The 21375-nt window shown below is 52.2% G+C and carries 14 protein-coding genes; 6 read left to right on the forward strand and 8 right to left on the reverse strand.

The genetic code is table 11. From position 1 onward, the window contains the following. Positions 1-232 precede the first annotated feature (232 nt). A complete protein-coding gene (locus C442_RS19660) occupies positions 233-1615 on the forward strand; it encodes a hypothetical protein (protein ID WP_152418502.1) in 1383 nt (460 codons plus the stop codon). A gap of 7 nt (positions 1616-1622) precedes the next feature. Here C442_RS19660 and C442_RS22710 read toward each other — a convergent pair whose 3' ends face one another. From C442_RS22710 to C442_RS19680, 7 genes are all read right to left on the reverse strand, one after another. Next, complete coding sequence (locus C442_RS22710; protein ID WP_239642342.1) at positions 1623-1967, reverse strand: hypothetical protein; 345 nt, start codon at positions 1965-1967, stop codon at positions 1623-1625. 6 nt (positions 1968-1973) lie between these two features. Next, complete coding sequence (locus C442_RS22715; protein WP_275039417.1) at positions 1974-2276, reverse strand: site-specific integrase; 303 nt, start codon at positions 2274-2276, stop codon at positions 1974-1976. 84 nt (positions 2277-2360) lie between these two features. Next, positions 2361-2621, reverse strand: a complete 261-nt coding sequence (locus C442_RS22720) for a hypothetical protein (RefSeq protein ID WP_008313580.1) — start codon at positions 2619-2621, stop codon at positions 2361-2363. A gap of 508 nt (positions 2622-3129) precedes the next feature. Beyond that, positions 3130-3693 (reverse strand): hypothetical protein, encoded by a 564-nt coding sequence (locus tag C442_RS21680; protein ID WP_152418503.1) that lies wholly within the window; start codon positions 3691-3693, stop codon positions 3130-3132. A 324-nt stretch (positions 3694-4017) separates the two neighbouring features. Continuing rightward, the gene (locus C442_RS19670) at positions 4018-5742 is read right to left on the reverse strand and encodes a DUF2254 family protein (protein ID WP_239642344.1); all 1725 of its coding nucleotides are present in this window, start codon (positions 5740-5742) and stop codon (positions 4018-4020) included. Positions 5743-5905: 163 nt separating this feature from the next. Next, positions 5906-7429, reverse strand: a complete 1524-nt coding sequence (locus C442_RS19675; protein ID WP_008313583.1) for a hypothetical protein — start codon at positions 7427-7429, stop codon at positions 5906-5908. 427 nt (positions 7430-7856) lie between these two features. Then, on the reverse strand, positions 7857-8684 hold the full coding sequence (locus tag C442_RS19680) for a hypothetical protein (RefSeq protein WP_008313584.1): 828 nt from the start codon (positions 8682-8684) through the stop codon (positions 7857-7859). 226 nt (positions 8685-8910) lie between these two features. On the opposite strand from C442_RS19680, the gene C442_RS19685 reads away from it, so the two are divergent. The 4 genes from C442_RS19685 to C442_RS21685 all read left to right on the forward strand — a co-directional run bounded on the left by C442_RS19685 (position 8911) and on the right by C442_RS21685 (position 15784). After that, positions 8911-10902: a type I restriction-modification system subunit M gene (locus C442_RS19685; protein WP_008313586.1), complete on the forward strand. Its 1992-nt coding sequence runs from the start codon at positions 8911-8913 to the stop codon at positions 10900-10902. Continuing rightward, positions 10902-12257: a restriction endonuclease subunit S gene (locus C442_RS19690; protein ID WP_008313587.1), complete on the forward strand. Its 1356-nt coding sequence runs from the start codon at positions 10902-10904 to the stop codon at positions 12255-12257. The genes C442_RS19685 and C442_RS19690 overlap by 1 nt, the downstream gene beginning before the upstream one ends. Next, positions 12254-15211 (forward strand): type I restriction endonuclease subunit R, encoded by a 2958-nt coding sequence (locus C442_RS19695; protein WP_008313588.1) that lies wholly within the window; start codon positions 12254-12256, stop codon positions 15209-15211. Before C442_RS19690 ends, C442_RS19695 begins: the two co-directional genes overlap by 4 nt. Positions 15212-15421: 210 nt before the next feature. Continuing rightward, a complete protein-coding gene (locus tag C442_RS21685) occupies positions 15422-15784 on the forward strand; it encodes a hypothetical protein (protein ID WP_152418504.1) in 363 nt (120 codons plus the stop codon). Positions 15785-15802: 18 nt separating this feature from the next. On the opposite strand, the gene C442_RS19700 is transcribed toward C442_RS21685, so the two are convergent. Then, the gene (locus C442_RS19700) at positions 15803-18067 is read right to left on the reverse strand and encodes an N-6 DNA methylase (protein ID WP_008313589.1); all 2265 of its coding nucleotides are present in this window, start codon (positions 18065-18067) and stop codon (positions 15803-15805) included. 766 nt (positions 18068-18833) lie between these two features. Here C442_RS19700 and C442_RS19705 point away from each other — a divergent pair. After that, positions 18834-20996, forward strand: coding sequence for a hypothetical protein (locus C442_RS19705; RefSeq protein WP_008313590.1), 2163 nt, complete (start codon positions 18834-18836; stop codon positions 20994-20996). Positions 20997-21375 lie beyond the last annotated feature (379 nt).

Genomic DNA, 21375 nt, shown 5'->3' on the forward strand with positions numbered 1-21375 from the left:
CTGATCGGTTGAGCATGTGGCGATAATCACGACCAGAGAAGGTCACTGCGTTGTTCCCGACTACAACGGAGTGATCAAATTGTCCAAAGGGAACATTCGAGCTACGTTGATTGTTTCGTCGCAATCCAATACACAAACTGAGAAAGCAGGTTCCAATACGTGGCTATTCCGTTAGAATAAATCACCACTCCAAGGGCGCAATTATGATTATACTTGGTGAGTTGGTATACGTGTGACCGAGTACCTCATTAGATACCGATTGTACGGTCCAACTCAAATATCAACCAGTGGAAAAATAGGCGCAGGTAGAATCCAACGACGTTCAGGACAATCCGATATTTCTGGGATACTGCGATTCACCGACACAGCCGATAGTGAAGAAGAGATCATCGACCGGATGGAAAATGTCTGGAGAAAAGAAGCGCAACGTATTGTAAATACTCTAAGCTTTGTCACAGAGCAAGGCATTGTCTTAGGTGAGCCATACGATCCAGTCCCAACCGACGTACCTAATCAATCGACTACAGATGGTGTCCCGCAAATTAACTCATATATTTTGGACATTAGCTCTGATACGTATTCGAATATTCAAGAGCAGTTGGAGACCAATGGTCAATTAGACCGCGCTCTTCGCTGGTATCGACTCGGTAAATCCACAGTTACACCGGAAGACAAGTACGTTGCTTTCTGGACGGGATTGGAGGCGAGTGTCGACCAAGAAAGTGCGCTAACAGATGATGAGTTGGAAGCGTACAACAGAGTGCAAAACGGTATCGAGGATCTCGTCTACGCTACTGATGATTATGATGAGGAAGAAGGTGAGTTGGACGATCTAAAAAACAGCATCAAGAACAATATCGGATGGGCGAAGAAGGAGTCGATTCCGGATGCCATTCATAGAAATATCAAACATATAGTTGATGACGAGGACATCCCGAACGTAGATGGGGATTCTCTGAGGAGCAAGCTCTCTACTCTGAGTCACGACAGAGCGAATGTCGTACATCGGGGTGAGGAAGTCGAGAACGTCAGAGAGAAAGCCGCGTATCTTGAGTTGCTCTTGCGAAGACTGATCGAGGATACAATCTCAAATCCTTATTCGGACCTCTTCCCGAATAAACCGGAGACACCAGATCACTCTCTTCGGGTTAGTCCTGATGAGTGGTTTCGAGCCATATTCGAGGAGTCGGATATCGAACTCACGAGGAATGAAATACGAAAGCGCGCCTTCGCTCTGTCAAATGAATTAGAGGAGTCGTATGGAATCCACGCAGAAGCCTATGCTGGCTGGAATAATCCCTTAACCCAAACAGGGGAGGGTGAGTCCAGAGCAGAAGATACGTTCGTATATTCAAAACCGAAGTGGTTGGACGCTGAGAAGGTACGAGTACTGGAGTACCTATATGGAGCAGGAGCCGTACCGGTTGATGTCATCAGTCACAATTCTGGGTTGGATACCGACACTGTTTCAGAAACTTGTGAAGCCCTGACTAACACGAACCTCGTAAATAGAGTTGGCGACTATTTCGAACTATCAATAGATGGTAAACAATGGATCAAACGTGGTGGCGATCCTGCTTGTCTTGTTATTGAAGACGAAGAAGCTCTTCAGTAGTAGCTTATCAGATATCTTTTAAGAACTCTTCTCGTCGTTCCCTACGCTCGCTCTCTGTGGCTTGGTCGTAGTGCTTATCCAGTACTTCAGGACTAACATCCATCCGATCTGAGGCAACCTCTTTCGGGACGTTAGCGTTCCGGTGAGCGGTAATAGCACCTCGCCGCAAAGCGTCCGGTGAAACGCTCGACGGGCGTTTGCTCGCGGTGTTGTAGCTGGTCGCCTCACAGTCTTCGAGATCCCGGTCGTGGGGACATTCGTTCAGGTAGTGGCAGGGCTGCGTCAGCGTGTAGATGTTCCGCTGGAGTGTCTTCTTATAGATCCGGCCCTCGGACGTACCGAAGAGCGGCATCCGTCCCTAGTCGTCCTCAACCCCTGGATGGTTCTGGTCGAGATAGTCGTCGAGGACCTCGCACACACCTCTCTTGAGATTGATTTCACGCTCGCCACGGTCACGGTTCTTGAGACGAGTCCCTGTCTCGGGTCGGTTGCGAATGGCGAGGTACTGATCGTCGCTGTGGTAGTCGCTGATGTCCAGAGCACACACAGTCCCCGACCGAATCCCCGTATGCCAGATCAGGTAGAACATCGCGTTGCGGCGGGTCACGTAGTCGAACTTCTCGTAGTACTCAAGGAGGGCCTCTGCTTCGTCGGGGGAGATTTGTCCGTTCTCACGTCCTCCATATGGCCGTTCGTTGAGAGCGTGAGCTTCTCGTGGACACCGTTAGGAGCGGCGTTGATCCGCTCACACAAGACGAGGAATGTCGGATGGTCCCATTTGGTTCTTCAGCGTAACGTTGTTCACGTCCTCTGAGCGCCACTGCTTGAAGCGGGGGAGCTTCCGACCGGTGATCTCGTTCATATCGTCGAGGCCTGTCTCGTCAGCCCATTCGAGGAACCGCTGGAGTCGGTAGTGGTGGTTCTCGTGGGACGTTTCCGCGAGTTCGTTCTTCCTATCTGCGAGGTATTCCGTTACGGCTTCGTGCAGTGACATCGGTTCGAGCATGGTTCTGTCTCCACAATCACACGAAGCGTGACCCTGCTATCAGCGGCGTCGGCTCGGGCGCGGTCTGCCTGGGGAGCGTATGCTCGATCTCCGTAGAACTGCGACGGAGTGAGCGAAGCGAACGAGGGAGCGTGTGGACGAGCCGGGTAACCCGGGGCCGATGCCGCCAAGGGAGTGAGGCCTCCGGCCGAACGACCGAAGGCTGGGAGGGGACCCTGTGGTGAAAATCCCGGCGATTGGAAGCGGTCATGTCTCCCTCGTCATTGAATATCGTAAGCAGTCCGTTGTCCCCCTCTACAACAAAATGTCGAGTTAAATCTGATTACGGCAAGAAGCACGACCAATTTCTTGAAGAAACCTGCTATCCCTGATTGAAGTGGGATGCTTGCCCAGAATCAAACTGGAAACTGTGAGCTTGGACACGGTGTCGCCACCGAATATTGTCTACTTCCACCAGTGGGACCGGACCCGTTCGTTGAGATCAAAGCCGGTGGCGAGGTCGTCGGTGTCACTTGAATTGTGAGACGATCCAGCGCCATGCTGCTCGGGTTGCTCCCGCCAGTTGGAACAGACTCACGACCAGTGCTGTTCCGATACCGAGAGAGCTCTCAATAGCTGTATCTGTGCTAAATACAGTCAAGGGGAGTGATTCGGGGTCTTTATAAAAAACGACGTAGGTCCCAATGAGGAGTGCGACACCAGCTACTGGAACGAAAAACGTCACGACGACTGAAGTGGCGGCAGAGAGCTTTCCTACGAGAGAGAGGCTGTTTCGGATGCTTTGCACCGACTTCGCGCTGTTTTTATTATAATGCGTTTTCAGTTGCCGAAAGCCACCGATAGCTCCGACAACGACGACCTTCCGAGCGCGTGGGAACCATTTACTGGCTTTTGAGAGAGAACCGTGGACTGCTGCGCTCCCTGCCGAGGCTACTGAGCCTCCGGCTCTTCGTGCCATGCGTTTCGCGGTTTTGCTAGTTGCGAGATTCACGAGCCCGACCACAAACCCGACAACAAGCGTTTTCAATCCACCAGCCAGCCACGCTGCTTGTGTGATAACCCAGTTCCACATGCTGCAAATACCGGGCTGTTTTAATATTAAGGTTGACAAACCGTGGTGGAAGTGAAACGCACAGCGTATTCCATGCAGCTACCACCCGTCATACGTCAGAAACCGTCCGTTGTGATGTTTGGCGACCGGGAAAACATTTTCGAGGGATATCGAGCTGAACACGGTACGGCACGGCGTCACGGTCATCGCTCGTAACGGCATCGGCATCATCCTCCAACATAGCGGCAATCTCGCCTTACAGCCCGTGGAGCCGGCTTTAGTCCGGATCTGTCTCATTAGGGATATCGATTCGGACGCGATCACCTTCTCCGAACTGGTAGTCCGTCATTCTCGCTCCTGGAGGTATTCTGTCCGTTCCTGGACGTCTTCCTCGAACTCGACGAGCCACTCCTCGAATGGTGTGTCCTCCTCTTCAGTTCCGAAGAACCGTTCGATGAATCCTTCGTCTGTGTCATCGGAGGCAGAATCAAAGGTTCGAACTGAGATGTTGCGTCCCTCTGGCTGCTCACCCGCTTTGAGGAGTGCAAAGGCCCGATCAACGATGGCTGGATCGTAATCCTGCCTTAGGAGCCCAAGATTGTTAGTCCACATTCCGAGACGGCCATTCTCGAGCTGATCAACACGGTAGGCGAGCTGGATCGTCGTAATACAGCACAGAGTTGACAGGCCATCTATCCCAGCATCGGCAGCAGATTCGGTGATTCGTTTCCAGCCATCGTCGATTGACCCTTCGACAAACGGGTACTCCTCCTCCGAGACACGATATCGGAGAACGGTCTGCGTGAAGCGGACATATTTACGCCAGACGTGTCGCAGTGGCTCCGCCTCATCGGGGAGCGTCCACTTTCGACCCTCTGTAGGAGATATCCAATTGATATCTTTGTTTTGCACGTCGTCGCCGTATCGGTCAACGAGGACTTCGAATATTTCGCCCATCTCTCGGCTGTAGTAGTCCCCGACGAGTCGTTGTGTGACGTTCGTGTCCGGTCGTCGTCGGAGAAGAACCGCCATCTGATGATCCAGATGGTGCGATACCGCCAAGAACGTCGTATACTCAGCATCGCTGGCTGTAGCTTTCGTCAGTTCGAGTAGTGATTCTTTGACTGGGTTTCTAAGACGGTTCCCTGCCCACGTTAAGGGCGCCGCATCGAACGCGTCTCCGAGTCCCTCAGCAGCGTCCTCGGCGACGTCAGTAAAGTCGTGGTTGAGCCCGTCGAGAGCGGCCGCCTCGACATCGTCGACTGCGTCCGAAACCAGGTCGTATTGCTCGTGGGAGTATGACTGCTCCAATATTGGGGGGACATACTCCGTGAGGACCTCAGTCGAAACAGCTGACGCGTACTGTACGGCGTCTTCCTCGGAGTATTCTCGCTCGAGGTGCTCGAACGTTCGGATGAGAACTGTCCGAAGTCCATCGATCCCCTGTTCTGCGGTTTGGTATTCGCCCAGCTCGATTGCCCGAGCAATCGTTCGGTACAGTGGCCGAATCGGATGGACCTCGATTTTGGTGAATTCCGTTGCGGTCGCTGGAAGGTATTCGTTCGGTGCGAGTTCCCGCTCAACCAACACCGAGATGAGATCGTCGGGAGAACTGCGCTGAATCATCAGCTGGATGAATTGGTAGAGCGCAAACGTGGAGACAGCAGCAAGCGCAAACGCGATTCCGACGACTGCGTTCAGTAGGCGGCGGTTCTGTATCGGGAGCAGATAGACGACCAGCAGGTTGAACGCGATGGCGCCAACGAAGAGCGCGAACGTCGTGCGGAACAACGGCTCCTTGACGAACAGCGAGGTGAGGCGGGCTGAATATCGCGTCACAACCAGTTGTAGGGCGACGACGGTGACAGAGAACACGATTGCCAGAACGGAGGCTTCTGCCGTCGCTAAGGTCGTCAGTAGCGCCCTGATATTCTCGGTTTGAACAGCCGGGTTGAGGAGAGCAGTCAGCGTCGCGACCACCCCCGCCGCGGTAAGCGTGAGGAGGAGATATCGAACTATGAGTGAACGGGCCCACGCCGAGATTCTCTCTCGCCAATTTCGATTGCTCATAAAGTCAGTCTCATACAGGCTTCCTCACCACCCCTACATAATTCTGTGATGTCTTGCTCTCGTGTCTCACCAAACATAATGCGGAAAAATTCCGAATTATTTGGTAAGACGACCGTGTTCCGTCAGACCGGACTGCGATATTGACCTCCGACCAATGCAGCCCTTAGCGACCAATCAACGTACGTAGGAGCGTATGTAGGATCGATTTCTGATCATCCTCAACCATCTCGTCGATCCTCGAATCAACTATCGTTTGATTGACAGCCTGAATGGAATCACTAGGTGTATCCAGTAACACCGAATAAGCGATGACAATCTGCGCCAAGTACCAGCGAACCTCTTTGAGATATGCTCGAGTCTCATTCGGGCCAGGATAGTCGCCAGACAATTCCTCAGAGAGACTCGCATCATTGTGGACAATTCGGTTTCGGATGCGTCGGACTCCCTCTAAGAACGGCCGCATCTCATCAAGGTCACAGTCATCCTGGTCGCGGAGGAGAGCAGCAGCCCGGTTTGGGAGCGTTGAGCCAGGATCACCACGGATAAGCGTGGTTTCGAAGCCGAGAAAGGCATCGACGATCTGGTCTTCGGATGTCGACCGCTCGTACATTCGGTTGAACCGAGTGAGGCATCGATAGAGCGTATTCGACGTCTCATATTCCAACGTACAATACGGCCCGATTCGTTGCCAGTGCTCACGGAGGACGTCTTGCTCGGCTTCCGGGAGTTCAATAGAGTCACGGTGGAATGATTTCCCGCGTTGCCCGAATTCCGGAATGATCACTCGGTCGACGTCGGCGCTGATACCGCGATACGTCTTCCAGGAGTCACGGAGGAGATATCCCGGGCCAAGCCCAGCGTACTCTTTCGGGGCCCAAAGCCGGAGTGCTGTAACGACCTGTTTCGCGATCGCGGCCGCTTCAGAAAGCGCTTGATTCCCAGTCCAGCTGCGGTCGAGGCCCGTATGCTCGGAATTGTGTTTCGTGGGACGATGGGTGATCTCAAACTCGACTTCGAGAGTCGTCGCCCACCCGAGTCGTTTCTGGGTTTGATCCGGTTGAGTAATCATACCGGGCGTGCCGTACGTCTGCATCGCCGTCATCTCGAAGTTAGGAATCTTTGAGAGCAGTAGATCGTCCGTGAGAGACGCCACATACTCGCCGTTATCGACCGAGTCTTCAAGGGGCTCAAGCGATAGCTGGAATCCCTCTCTGAAATCGTCTGGCCGTAGAATTACCCGCGGGAGGGGAAACACGACTCGGTGGACGTGAGTGCTCTCGTAGAGTGGTGCGAAGTGATCCTCGTAAGCGGTGTCAAATGCGTCTTCGTCGAACGCCACGGCGCCGGCATAATCGAGAGTGAGCTTCGCGAGTTTGAAGATGCGTTTACTGTGAAGGCTTTGTTCGATATCGTCGCGACGATGCGGACAGAATGAGAGCCCGTCGTCAATGAGTGATTCGGCTAGTTCACTGAAATAGAAATGCTTGAAGTAATTCGTATCACGGACGATTTTCGACGGCTGTTCGACGGTGTATTCGTGTTTCCGGTCGCGAAACGTATTGGATTCGGTGATCGTCGTCGTGGGGAGTTGCTCGTAGGCATCTTCCGTGTGGTCCTGTACGTCTGAGACGAAAGATCCAACCGCGTCTCGGATTCGAGGATACGCCTGTGCCGCCGGTGAAGCCATCTGATCTAACGATGTGTAGTAGGTTCTGTGATGTATATCTGCGGTTGTCTTATCAAATCTCGGATGGAGAGTCCGGAGAGAAGTTTGGTAAGACCAGATGAGAACACGGCCTTCCCCACGGGAAGTGAAGTTATTGGGCTATGTTGAGTCGCTCTCCTCACTCAGTAATCCATAGCCGTCGACTACAACAAACCGGAGTCATTGACCGGTGTACTGTAAAGCGCAGAAAAGTGAAGGACAACTTCTAATAGGATGCCTCCACACATACTAAGTGGAGCGCCGTAGGCACCGGCGTTTGAAGCCCGTCGCACCGCTCCTGCCAGCCCGGTAAGACGCGGTCCGAACGGGGACGCATCACATCACAATTGCGTTCTCGGAGAGGTCCCGCGTGGAAACGGGGGTGGAGGCGGGAATCAGTGCCTTTTCACTACTGCTCAGCAAGCCAGGTAGCAACATCGCTACATCCCATCGCCTCGAGCCGTCCTACAACCGGCTGAACGCCATCACTCTCCGGAGGTGGGGCATGCGTCTTCCCAAAAGTCCCGTGGAACCAACAGCTGACGCGTTCTCGGACGGTACCTGCATACCGCTGTTCGAATGTTGCTCGTCGAACTTCTCCTTCACCACGCGCAGCAGCAGAGTATCCACGCCCCCATCGACCTTTTCGAGATTCCTCTGTCGTCTCCAGTATCATCTCAACTGGTCCGGCGACCGAAGCTGAAGAAAGAGCTGTAGGGTCCTCCGCAATAGTATCTGCGACAACACCAGCAACAAGGTCCGCCAACAAGAGATGTGGATAGTAGAGCTCTGACTGGGCGCAGTTTGTGATCGATGGTGGAACCACGTCGATTGCAACGGCCGTCTGATACAGCTGATCTGCTCGGCCCTGATCACCGTCAACGATGGCTATCGTATCGTCGGTTGTCACACTCAATTGGTCAAGGAGGATCGCGGAGTGGACTGCCTCTGCAAATGGCAGCTTGACATCGTCTTGGTGAACGCAAATACCGACCTCCCCGTTACACCGCAGAAGGAGCTCCTGCACCTTTGCAGGGGGTAGTGAAAGGTCACGACTTTTCGTCCGGAACGGGCGATAGCCGTCATCGTATATCGTCTGATAGAGGTCATCCAAGAGCGTGGCTTCCTGCGTCCGATTGAGAAGAACACCGACAGTCACCACGAGATCCTGCCGGTCTGTTGCGTCAAACCCGATAGATTGAGACTGCCTGTCTTCGTCCACAGTGAAATCCTGCATTCGTGCGTAACTCCGTCTCTGAACCGTGGGGTAATGAAACGGGTCGGAACAGTGTCCCCCACACCTCGACACATATGAAGGAGATGAGATCTCTCACTGCGTCACCGAACTTCTTTTTGGGAGAACCAGTGTCGCCGTGTTGTATGTAGTGAATCGCCGTCGATAACGGGTCCTTTGGGCGAATACTCCGTGGCGTTTATCATACCCACTTACCTTCCACTGTACCATGGTCGATAACTTCAACGAGAAGTCGGACTTTATCTGGTCTATTGCAGATCTTCTCAGAGGGGACTACAAGCAGTCGGAGTATCAGAAGGTCATCTTGCCGCTGACTGTCCTTCGACGGCTTGATTGCGTAACTGAGCGGAACAAGGACGAGGTATTGGAGCGCTACGAACAGCTTCAGGAACAAGGTATCGAGAACGTCGCTCCGTCGTTGAAGAAGGCTGCCGATGCACAGGTGTACAACACCAGTGAGTACACCTTCGAATCCCTGTGTAACGACCCCGACGATATTGCAGAAAACCTCCAGTACTACATCAACCAGTATGACGAGGAGACAAAGGAAATCTTCGAGAAATTCGCTTTCGACCACCAGATCGACCGACTTGCCGATGCCGATCTTTTGTATAAGGTCGTCCGGCAGTTCGCTGAAATCGACCTCCACCCCGAGGAGGTCCCAAACGAGGAGATGGGCTACATCTATGAGGAACTCATCCGGAAGTTCAACGAGCTGAGCAACGAGACGGCTGGCGAGCACTTCACGCCGCGGGAAGTCATCGAACTGATGGTCAATCTCGTCTTCCAGGAAGACGACGCGGCCCTGACCGAGCAGGATGCCATCCGCACCGTGTACGACCCGGCTTGTGGGACCGGTGGAATGCTTAGTGTCGCCGAGGAGTACGTCCGCCAGCTCAATACCGACGCGAACCTCCACGTCTTTGGGCAGGAGCTGAACCCCGAGTCCTATGCCGTCTGTAACTCGGATATGCTCATCAAGGGCCAAGAGCCCGAGAACATCATCTACGGAAATTCCTTCACCCAAGACGGCTTCCCGAGCCGGACCTTCGACTATATGCTCTCCAATCCGCCGTTCGGGGTTTCCTGGAAGAAGGTCAAAGACGAGATTGAGCGCGAACACGAGGAGGAAGGGTTCGCCGGCCGCTTCGGGGCGGGGACGCCCCGAACCAACGACGGCGCGTTCCTCTTCCTCCAACACATGATCAGCAAGATGAAGCGGCCCGAGGAGGGCGGCTCCCGTATTGCCATCGTGTTCAATGGCTCGCCGCTGTTCAACGGCGGCCCCAACAGCGGGGAATCAGCCATCCGACGCTGGATCCTGGAAAACGACTGGCTGGAGGCCATCGTCGGCCTGCCGGAGAACCTCTTCTACAACACGGGCATCCGGACCTACATCTGGGTGCTCTCGAACGACAAGCCCGAGAAGCGCAAGGATGTCGTCCAGCTCATCGACGCCCAAGACCTGTACGCTGAGATGGATGAGAGTCTGGGCGAGAAGCGCCACAAACTCACCCAAGACCACATCGACGAGATCTCTCGTATCTTCGGCGATTTGGAGGCTAACGGGCGCTCGAAGGTTGTTCCAACAGAGGAGTTCGGCTACCGTCGCATCGTCATCGATCGGCCGCTACGGATGAGCTTCCAGGCAACCGAGGAGCGTATCGAGAGCCTCGACGACGAGCGGGCGTTCACGAACCGGGACGAAGAAGTGCAGGAAGCGGTGAAGGAGGCGCTCTACGAGCTGGATTCAGAGACACAGTGGATGGACCGCGACGAGTTCATGCAGGAAGTCAAAAACTGCTTCGAGCGGAATAACGTCGACGTCCGCAACAGCGTTCACAACGCGATAGAGCGCGCGCTCGGCGAGCAGAACGACGACGCCGAAATCGTCACTGATAGCAAGGGGAATCCGGAGCACGACACCGACCTTCGGGACCGCGAACGGGTGCCATTGGGGACGGAGCCGCGGGAGTACTTCGAAGAGGAGGTCCAACCCCACGTTGAGAACGCTTGGATCAACGAGAGCAGTAAGTACCAAGACGATCAGGATGGCGAATTGGGGGTTGTTGGCTACGAGATCAACTTCGACCGCTACTTCTACGAGTATGAACCACCACGGCCGCTAGAGGAAATCGACGCCGAAATTCGTGAGCTGGAAGATGAAATCGTCGAACTGCTGAGTGAGGTGACGGAGTAATGGGGGGACAGGCGAATATCAGTGAGTTCACGGATGATACGGAGAATCCCGAGGAACAAGGGACTGTCCGCCTGAAGCATCTGGCTCGAATCAACCCGACCAAATCGGAACTTTCAGATCATGACTCGGAGACCGACGTAAGCTTCGTCCCGCTAGAGGACTTCGGTACGGACGGCGAAATCAAAGATACCGAGACGCGCCCCCTGGAGGAAGTGTACGACGGATATACCTACTTTCGGGAAGGAGATATCGCAATCGCGAAAATCACTCCTTCTTTTGAGAACGGGAAGGGTGCTATCTGCCGGGGGCTGGAGAACGGAATTGGGTTCGGCACTACTGAGTTGCACGTTCTACGGCCGCGTGAAGGAGTCAGTACGGGGTTTCTCTGGTATATCCTCCGCTCGAAGCCATTTATGGACGAAGCGGAGACGGCAATGCGCGGTGTTGCGGGACAGCAACGCGTTCCAACAGAATTTGTAGAGAACTACACTATACAATACCCTGGACATAGTGAAGGACACCGGATACAAACATATCTATCTGAGAAGGAGGGGAGGATAGATTCTGCCATCCAATCATTGCGTAGCCTTCTAGAACGGATAGACGAGTATTCGTCAGCCACAATCACTGACTTTATTCAAAATGGATATTCAGCCCACAAAGAGCCTGTTTCAGGGCTTGAGGAGTGGCTACAGTGTGTTCCCCAAAGTTGGGATATTGTCAAGCTGAAATATCTGGCAGATGTTCAGACAGGGGTAACAAAGGGTGGTTACCGACAAGAAAAAGAGACTGTCTCGGTTCCATATCTTCGAGTAGCGAATGTACAAGATGGACATCTAGACTTATCAAATGTTAAAAATATAGAACTGCCACCATCTGAGGTTGATAACTATCTATTAGAGCCAGGAGATATTTTAATGAATGAAGGCGGGGACTTCGATAAGCTTGGCCGTGGTACGGTGTGGAATGGTGAGATCAATCCATGTATACATCAGAACCACGTTTTTGCTGTCCGACCGAAAGATCAGGAGCATTCAGAATGGATATCAAAGCTGACTGAATCCAAACCATATAAGCACTATTTCAAGGTCAACTCAAAACAATCCACGAATTTAGCATCTATCTCTGCTACCGATATTAAAGAACTTCCAATCATCCTTCCCCCAGAAGATGAAAGAGTTGATATATTGAATCGGTTAAATAGCAAGGAATCCGTTTTGTCGAGTATAAGTGATAATGCAGAATCTATGATTGATTCTCTGGAAAAAAAGCGCCAAGCACTCATCACCGCTGCGGTCACGGGCCAGATTGATGTGTCCGACGTGAAGAATGAAGCTAAGGCTAGTCACAAATGAGTAAACAGTACGACGAGGCGGCCTTCGAGGACGAGATTGCCGCCGCCCTGCTGAAACGTGGCTACACACGTGTCCCCAGCGACGACTTCGACGCCGAACGGGGCATCTTCCCTGATCAGGTCATCTCGTTCGTCCAAGAAACCCAACCGGAGGCCTGGGAACAACTAGAGACTGCTCACAAAGGCAGCGCTCGTGAGCGCTTTCTCCAGGAACTGACCAGCGCACTCGAACGACAAGGTACACTCGAACTCCTGCGTCATGGCCTTCGCACCACCGGCACCAAAATCGAGCTCGCGACGTTCCAACCCAACACGGGAATCAATCCCGAACTGCAGGCTCGCTACGAAGCGAATTGCCTCGGCGTCACCCAACAACTCCACTACTCAGCGACGAATTCGAAACTGAGTGTAGACCTCGCACTGAGCGTCAACGGGATCCCCGTCGCGACGGCCGAACTCAAGAATACCTTTACCGACCAGGCAAACAGGGACGCCCGAGAGCAGTACCGCCAAGACCGTGATCCGAGCGAACCCGTCCTCCGGTTCAAACGCGGTGCGTTGGTCCATTTCGCTATCGACCAGCACGAGATCCACTATACGACCGAACTTGCCGGCGAGGACACTCACTTCCTCCCGTTCAACAAAGGCCACGAGAAGGGCGGTGGCAACCCCCCACGAGAGAACGACCACCGCACTGCGTATCTCTGGAAAGACGTCTGGGAGAAAGATAGCTGGATGGAGATCATCCAACGGTTCATTCACATCGACACCGAGGAGATCAAGAAAGACGGTATCACCGTCGAAGAAGACGAGACGATCATCTTCCCGCGCTATCACCAGTTAGAGTGTGTCCGCCAGCTGGTCGCCAGCGCGAAAGAGGAGGGACCTGGCGAGGACTACCTCATCCAGCATTCCACCGGGAGCGGGAAGAGCAAGTCTATCGCGTGGCTGGTCCACCGGCTCGTTTCGCTGCACGACAACCAAGATAACGCGGTATTCGACGGCGTCGTCGTCGTCACCGACCGGACCGTCCTCGACGAACAGCTCCGAAACACCATCTACGAACTCGACCACAAGACTGGCGTCGTGCACCCGATCAAAGGCGAGAACCGCTCGAAATCTGAAGAGCTCGCAGAGGCCTTGGAAGCGGGCAAGCCAGTAATCATCACGACGCTCCAGACGTTCCCGTACGTTATTGAGCACGCACAGTCACTTCCGGAGCGGGATTACGCCGTTGTCGTCGACGAAGCCCACAGCAGCCAGAGTGGCGAGATGTCCGCCGAGATGAAGGGCATTCTCTCGGGTGTCGACGAGGAGGACATCGAGGATTGGGAGGATGCTATGGCAGAAAATGCTAAGGCTCGGAACAAACAGCCCAACCTCAGCTTTTTCGCGTTTACTGCGACGCCGAAGGCCAAGACCTTGCAGGCCTTTGGTGAACCCGATGGAGACGGTGGGCACGAACCGTTCCATCTCTACTCGATGCAGCAAGCGATTGATGAGGGATTCATCATCGACGTCCTCCAGAACTACACGACGTACGAAACGTTCTACAACGTCGCGAAGGTCGTCGAGGAGGACCCACAGGTGCCCGAGCAGAAGGCGGTGAACGCGATATCGCGGTTCCTGAAACTCCATCCCCACAACGTCTCTCAGAAGGTCGAGATCATCGTCGAACACTTCCGGAACCACACGCAGCACAAGATCGGTGGGAAGGCCAAGGCGATGATCGTGACGTCCTCTCGGGCTCACGCAGTCCGGTACAAGAAGTCGATTGACGAATATATCGAGGAGAACGGGTACGACCTCAACGCGCTCGTCGCGTTCAGCGGGACGGTCGAGGACGATGGGAGTAGCTACACTGAAAAGGAGATGAATGGCGGCATCAAAGAGTCGGAACTTCCCAACGTCTTCGACACTCCGGAGTACCAGGTCCTCGTCGTCGCCGATAAGTACCAGACGGGTTTCGATCAACCGCTCCTCCACACGATGTACGTCGACAAGAAGCTCTCCGGGATCCAAGCGGTCCAGACACTTTCCCGGTTGAACCGACAGCATCCCGGGAAAGAGGATACGTTTGTGCTGGACTTCGAGAACGAGCAGGAAGAAATCAAAGAAGCGTTTGAACCGTTCTACGGCAAGACAACCGTTACGGAGGAGATGGATCCACAGCATCTCCAACAGTTAGCCTCAGAACTTGATGCGTTTCGCATCTACGAGCAAGAGGAAGTCGACCGCTTCGCGAAAGTGTTCTTTGACCCGTCCAACACAGGGACGGAAGGTGCCCATGGCAAGCTCAGCAGTATCGTCCAGCCGGCTCGGGACCGCTTCGTCGCTAAAGAGGAAGAAATCCAGGAAGACTTCCGTTCAACGCTCCGGTCATTTCTGCGGCTATATAAGTTCCAGTCGCAGATCGTCAGCTACGCGGATACCCACCTCGAGAAGCTCTACACTTTTGGACGGTTCCTGTACAAGGAACTCCCGAGACAATCGCACGACCCCACCGTGGAATTCGACGACGAACTCGCCCTACAGTACTATCGTCTTGAGAAGTCCGAGGAAGGTTCCATCGGCCTCAGCGCAGACGATGGTGAGGTTAAAGGCCCGACAGAGACTGGAACGGGCGGTTCAGAAGCCGATGATGAAGTCGAGCTGTCGACTATCGTCGAGAAAATCAACGAGAAGCTTGGGACTGACTTCACGGAAGCCGACCAACTGTTCCTCGAGCAGCTCAAGGAAGACGCCCTAGAAGACGATCACCTCCGGCGTTCTGCGCGCGCAAATAGTCGCGAAAACTTCGCACTTGAATTCGATGATGCGCTAACCAGCATGTTCATCGATCGAATGGACCAGAACCAGGAGCTATTCGCAGAGTTCATGGACAACGACGAGGTTCAGGAAGCGATTACAAAACATCTCCGTCAACAGGTGTACCAAGAGAGCCAATCTGGATAAGTCTCGGAAAATACGGACAGTACTAGGATAACTGACAGGATCCAGCCAATAAGAACCAACAGTCAGAAATGTCGGTCAATCGCCATTCTATATTTTGGTCCAGCTGGTGCCTTTCCAGTTCTCGGTTAAGGGGGAGGAAGGTGTTGAAAGGGGGGAGGGAGACCCCAGTGTGAGGAAAGGGAATTAAAATCTGGTTTGGAAGGAAAGACAATGGCACCGCCTACGGGTTCCGATGGGTTGGCAAGAGCCGTTGAATTTGTACTACCTTCAGTGGGAGTTGTAACAGTTGTTTCACTGACTAAGGAGGTCTATGGAGGACTAGCGGCAGGACTCATTTATCTGGTACTCACTGGCGCTATTCTCGGAGGGATCTACTTTTCTGCAAAGTATTGGAACACCATCTACGCTGCCGGGTTTGTGGTTTCTGCTGTAGTTCTGTGGGTGATGGTTCCAGGAGTGATCGGTGAGATAGTGCATCCTGTCTTTGGCGTTCTGGGCCAGCTCCTCACTCTTGGATTTCTGGTTCTGATGGTTATATTATTGGCCAGAAAAATTGGGCTTGATGATCTCTAAAACAACTGTGAACGCTGTTCAGATCACTGCCGCAGACTCTTGTTGCTGTGCTATTCGTACGTATTCGTTCAAGCAGGCGTTGCAGAGGGCGTAGAAGGAGACGAAGAAGTGTATTGACAGCTTTCGGCTGTCTTCGATTACATCTCCGTGTGCTATCTTGTTTCGACGTTGTCTTACTGTCTCGTGCAGGTATTCGCTGAATACGCCGTCGAAGAACTGAGAAATTAGGTTATCTAGGTTCTTTCGCTTCTGCGACCGATTTTTTCCTGGCATCTTGAATTCGGTCTTACCGTCTTCCTCGACGATGTCACCACCTGCCTCCTCCACCAGGTCGCCGAGGACACCTTCGAACTGTAGTACAATTCCGGCGAGGAAACCTCTGTAGTGGCCTTCCTCGAACTCCATAAGTAAGTCATCCAAAAGCTCTCGTCTGTCTTCGAAGAATTCGACGTTCCGGAAGGTCTGACGTGCCTGGTCCAGAAGCTTTGGATCGAACTGGCCAACTACGAACTCTTGAGCCTGTTCACGATCAGATTCAAGCAGCTCTTGGAACTCCTCGAACTCAGGTAAGGTCAAGAACCAGGACCATGCAAAGTTGTCTCTTGAAGCTAAGTACCGTCGTAAGGACCGCTTCTCCACTTCTGTCTCACAGCTCTCAATCAGAAGATGGTTCAGGTTGACGAGGTCGTTGTCGTCTTCTGGAGGGAAGAAAGGCTCCAGTCTCTCGAAGGTATCCTCATTCAATGCCTGCTCGATGATCGGGATTTCTTTTAGCTGAGAGGTGATGTTGATCCGGTACCAGTTCAAGTCCATTGACTCCGCGTACGTCTGGAAGAACTCTTTGTAAAGAGGAGTATTCAGCAGCCGCGCTAAAGCATCCCTGCGTTGGCCTCCATCAACTTGAACACCGATCACCGTCGAATCAAATACAGCATCATCTAACTCAACAGTATAGCAGACAGGCTCATCGAAAAACTCAGGGATAATCAAATCCGGATTCTGGAACTTGCCAAGATAGTTCGGGATAAACGAGAGCCCATTTCCTCGGTGGTGAAGAGGACTGTCCTCGATATATTCGATCAGTTCTGTGTGGCAGTCATTCTCCAGCTCTGCGAGCACTTTCTCCTCCGTGACCTCTACGCCATCACTTCTCAACTCTTCCACGTACCGAGTAAGATCTAGCAGATATAGATCGATCACTTCCTCAGAAATAGAACGTATATCGCCGGGAGGATTCTTGATCACGGGACGGAAGAACCGTTCATCGATACCTGATTCCTCTTTCTCACTCGGATCAAAATAGAAAAATTCGTTATTGCCTGTAGACACGCCGCTCCCTATCTCGACGCCGGAAAGATCACCAAGCGTTGTGAAGGTTTCAGATGTGATGATATCGTAGATTGACGGGTTAGAAAGTATCCTCAAAACATTTCTCCCTTCCAAGTCCGCGTGAGAGGCCTTCACCAATTCAGCGTCATAAGGGTTGTAACGGTTTTCAACTATCGCGTCTAACGGTTGTTGGAAAAGGCCTCGTGCGTTATCGGGCAGTTCCATTTGATTGAACCGGCCGATCCCGGTCTCCCTGATTTGAGGATCACGCTCCTCCTTGACTAAGGTTAGAACGGCTAATTCGACTGAGTGGGCGTCTTTGAAGGGTCCCAACGGCAGTTCAACGATTCTATGGATGTTGCATGATTCAGTAAGCTGTTCGAGGAGACCGTCTTTCAAGGCCTTCTTCGGTAGTACGAATGCTCCACGTCCACCGTCTTTGAGATGGGTTACGGCTTTGGCGACGAAAGCAGCAGCAAGTGAAGGCGTTCTACCTTGGATCCATTCGCTGACTTTCTCTCGTTGCTCTGGTGGAAGGAAACCAGATATCGGCGAGTTTCCAACGACAGCATCGTATCTGTCCTGAGAGTCATCTTCTTGGTGTTCCTCGCCCAGCTCTAGTTGTTCAGGAGTTCTCCAGTCGAAGAAGTCCTGGTTGATGATTTCCGCGTTTTCAATATCTCCTACTCTGCTTTTTGCCAGTTTAGCGATGAAAGGGTGTATCTCGACTCCGGTCAAGCGGCTTTCCGTGTTGAGTTCGGTCGCAGCTTGTTCGAGTAAAGTTCCAGATCCTGTAGCGATATCAAGGACGGAGTCGTCCTCTGATGTTATTGCCCAGCCTGTGAGGATTTCAGCAATAGCTTGGGGTATATAGCCGTATACGTAACCAGCTTCAGCAAGTTCTTTTGAGACCTCTTCACTCCCTAACTCCGTTTGTACGGCCTCTCCGGTCAAGACCTGTCTGAGAAGTTCTCCGTATTCGTGATCATCTCCCAGCTCATAGAGTAGAATATCCTCCCCCTGAAATTCTAGGAAGCCGTTTTGAACAGTTACCAGTACTGAATCAGCGTCCTCCGGTATCTTCTCTATTTTTTGTGAGGCCCGCCGGAGTCAAAGATGTAGAAAGACTGGTTCGCTGCTTCGATGACTAATCCGCCGTCGCGCATTTCCACAGATTCAACCGCTGGAAAGTCCTCAACATCTTCAGAAATAAGATACAGATCTATATTAGGAGAGTGACGACGGGACATCCTTACACGAGTTATAACATCCAATTCTCAATAGGATTTGGCATGATACGAGACATCAGTCGAAGCTGTGAAGCTCTCTATGACCTTTTATGAATAGCTGTATTCTTTCTTGACTTCTCTCGCAAAGCTAGTGCTTTCTATGGTTTCGTGAAAAGGTGGGTTCCTTATTTACTCGTCAGGCACCACAAGAAATATGATCGATATCGGCATCTACGCACGCTTCTCGACAGCAGATTAGGACTGACAGCGACAGCTCGACGAACTCCGGGAGTTTACCGAAGACGCGTACAATGAAATGGATTGGAGGCATACAGATGGACTGATAGCTTGTTTCAAGGCTGTCAACGAATATTCTTAGAATGAACCAGTAGATTGTGGGCTCAAAATCAACCCTATAGAAATTGCACTCAGTAACACAATCCCAGTAACGAAAAACATCTATACTAAGGTGAAGAGAATGTTCAAAATACGTGCCAGTCCTCCACGAATACGAGAACGATGCCGGAGTGTACCTCCGAACTAATATCGACGGAACCTTTGTTACATTTCAGGTTTATCGAAGCGCGGCGCGACTCCTCAGTAAGATCGGATATGAAGATGGCGATACCATCGGCTGGGGGTTCCTGAAGCCACTCTGGGAACGAGGCTACATCTATACAGGAAATAGCGGTACTACAAATAAAGTTGAAACCCACTTAGAGAAACAAAAACTGAATCTAAAAGGGAACAAAAAAGAAAAATTAGAGACCTTTCTTAAGCAACAGAAGCGAGAATCAATCACCGTTCCGAAGGATATCTACCCGGCTTTGGTTGATTGGCATAACGGCAAATATTCCAAGGAACGGGCCAGAGACCTACTCTACCAAGCAAATGATGAACAGATATGTTGCCGCTCTATCCGAGAGTTCTCCCAGTGCCCTATTTCAGTGGTGGGAATCGAGACAAGCAAGGGCGATCCGGCTTATGACGTTGTATCGAAGGGCTATGAAATGCGATGTGTTGATGTCAGAGAAGCTGATCAAGAAATTGACCTCATAATCACATACCGCAGTGAATCAGGCCACCCACAGGGACTATTTGTCAGCGACGGCAATCTTGATAAGTGGAAAATCTATGGCTCAGAGGAGGCATCAGATAGGCATTACTACGATTTATTCGAACGTTTTCCCGCGATATGTGAATTGCTGGTCAATATCCCAGAATATGACTTGAAATTGGATGAGTGGGATTTCGATGGTGCAAGCCGACATTCAATCTCTGACGAAATTAGAGAATGCCTCCAACTGGACTGGGATTGGTCTGTATATTCTATCGGGCGGTCTGATGGTGAGAGTTCCTCCCTCTCTGGTAATGTTCGATTTTTTAGTTCCCTTGGTTACGGAATTGTGGAAAGTGATGAACTCACTAAGGACTTAGTATTCAAATCGGGGGACGAATCCTTCTCTGAGAATCAAGAGGTTTCATTCAAATTCCAACGAAAAAACGGTCGAATGCGTGCGAAAAATCTCGGCTCCATCGAGGGAACAAGCCAAATCGAATCCACCGATGGAACAAACATTGCGGGTGCCGGAGATGGCAAAACGAAGTACGGTAGACAACTGCCTCAGAGTGAAGAAGCCCGACGCCAAGCCGAACAGGGCGAACTAGATTGGTCAGAAGGCGTCATAACCCGGCTAAATCATTCTGACGGGCACGGTTACGCTAAATTGGAGGGGGAAACGCTCTATTTTAGTCTCAATGCGTTGAGTGACCGAAGCCTTTCGAAATCTGATTCAGTTCGTGCGGTTGTTTCAAATGACGGAGAAAGAGCTCTTTTTTTGGAACCGAAAGACGGTGACGAACCTGATGAGTCGACCGATGGAGAAGACCATGCGGGGGACCAACCGCTTCAACCGGGTGAGAGTCGAATCGGCTGGCTCCGTTATCTAAATATGCACTACGGGTCTTTGGCAGTCCAAGGCTGTTCAGAAACTATCATGTTCGAGTCGCAAAGGCTCCCACTTCGCCGGGAAGATGCCACCCTTGGGATGGCGTTCTCGTTCAAGGTGATCAAGGATCAAGGAGGGCTACGAGCGAAAGACTTGGAACGTGAACCAGAGAAGGCTCACACAGGAGACGATTCGGAACTTTTCCCTGAGTCTGAGAACACGGGCGATGATACTAATCCAGAAGAAACCGTGATGTCAACCCCCGTTAATGAAGAAACGGCTACGTGGGTAACTCGTAATGCTTCTAGTGCGTCTGAGGTATTTCACTCGATTGAGCTGGCCAACGAATTCGGTGTAGAGGCAATGGAGTACGAAGACTCTATCCAGAAGTACGGCCACGCAGATGGTTTCGAAATCAATGACTTTTGTATCTCTGACAAGGGGCATCCTGTCTATCAGTTTGCTCTTGATGATGGCTCTTGGCGAGTAGAACACTGCATTACTCGTCCAGAACCGGTTCTAGATATTCGAGTTTGCCCGGAGAGTAGCCCCCATCATCAAGCGCGTGCTGTCGATGGTAATCTTCTCTATTGGCGGCCAAAATTCAATCACGGAAGGCTGAGTGATGAAGCCCGCCATGAGTATGTTCTTGAACAGGGGCGATACGCGGAAATTGTAGACGACTATCTCTCATTGACCCAGTAATCGCATCTCAGAAACTGCCTTGGAATAAAAAGAGTGTGTCATAAAATACGTCTCATACCCCTACAAGGCGATCCTCCGGCTCTCAATTTAGCCTGCTTGTCCTGAACAGTCTCTTCACGGAGCGCCTCTGCCGTCTTTTCATTCGTGCTCCTCGGATCGACGTGCCACACACCTGTTTGCATCGTCGACGGTGTCTCGTATGCAACAGGACTGCTGAATTGGCTTCTCGTGCTGTATCTCCACACGGTCGCAGTCTGTGGGCTATTCGTATCCATACCTGTCAGTGTTCGTGGAAGTCACACACTCGGCTGCTCGCGGCTCAAATATCGAACCTGCCGGCCCTTTGTCATTGATAGACAGCGCCGATGATATGCACGCC

This window comes from Haloarcula amylolytica JCM 13557, assembly GCF_000336615.1.
Classification (GTDB): Archaea; Halobacteriota; Halobacteria; order Halobacteriales; family Haloarculaceae; genus Haloarcula; species Haloarcula amylolytica.

Excerpts from the sequence above, each read along its gene's own strand:
- C442_RS22710 (WP_239642342.1), bottom strand. The coding sequence starts at position 1,967 with ATGCCGCTCTTCGGTACGTCCGAGGGCCGGATCTATAAGAAGACACTC.
- C442_RS22720 (WP_008313580.1), bottom strand. The coding sequence starts at position 2,621 with ATGCTCGAACCGATGTCACTGCACGAAGCCGTAACGGAATACCTCGCA.
- C442_RS21680 (WP_152418503.1), bottom strand. The coding sequence starts at position 3,693 with ATGTGGAACTGGGTTATCACACAAGCAGCGTGGCTGGCTGGTGGATTG.
- C442_RS19670 (WP_239642344.1), bottom strand. The coding sequence starts at position 5,742 with ATGAGCAATCGAAATTGGCGAGAGAGAATCTCGGCGTGGGCCCGTTCA.
- C442_RS19675 (WP_008313583.1), bottom strand. The coding sequence starts at position 7,429 with ATGGCTTCACCGGCGGCACAGGCGTATCCTCGAATCCGAGACGCGGTT.
- C442_RS19680 (WP_008313584.1), bottom strand. The coding sequence starts at position 8,684 with ATGCAGGATTTCACTGTGGACGAAGACAGGCAGTCTCAATCTATCGGG.
- C442_RS19685 (WP_008313586.1), top strand. The coding sequence starts at position 8,911 with ATGGTCGATAACTTCAACGAGAAGTCGGACTTTATCTGGTCTATTGCA.
- C442_RS19690 (WP_008313587.1), top strand. The coding sequence starts at position 10,902 with ATGGGGGGACAGGCGAATATCAGTGAGTTCACGGATGATACGGAGAAT.
- C442_RS19695 (WP_008313588.1), top strand. The coding sequence starts at position 12,254 with ATGAGTAAACAGTACGACGAGGCGGCCTTCGAGGACGAGATTGCCGCC.
- C442_RS21685 (WP_152418504.1), top strand. The coding sequence starts at position 15,422 with ATGGCACCGCCTACGGGTTCCGATGGGTTGGCAAGAGCCGTTGAATTT.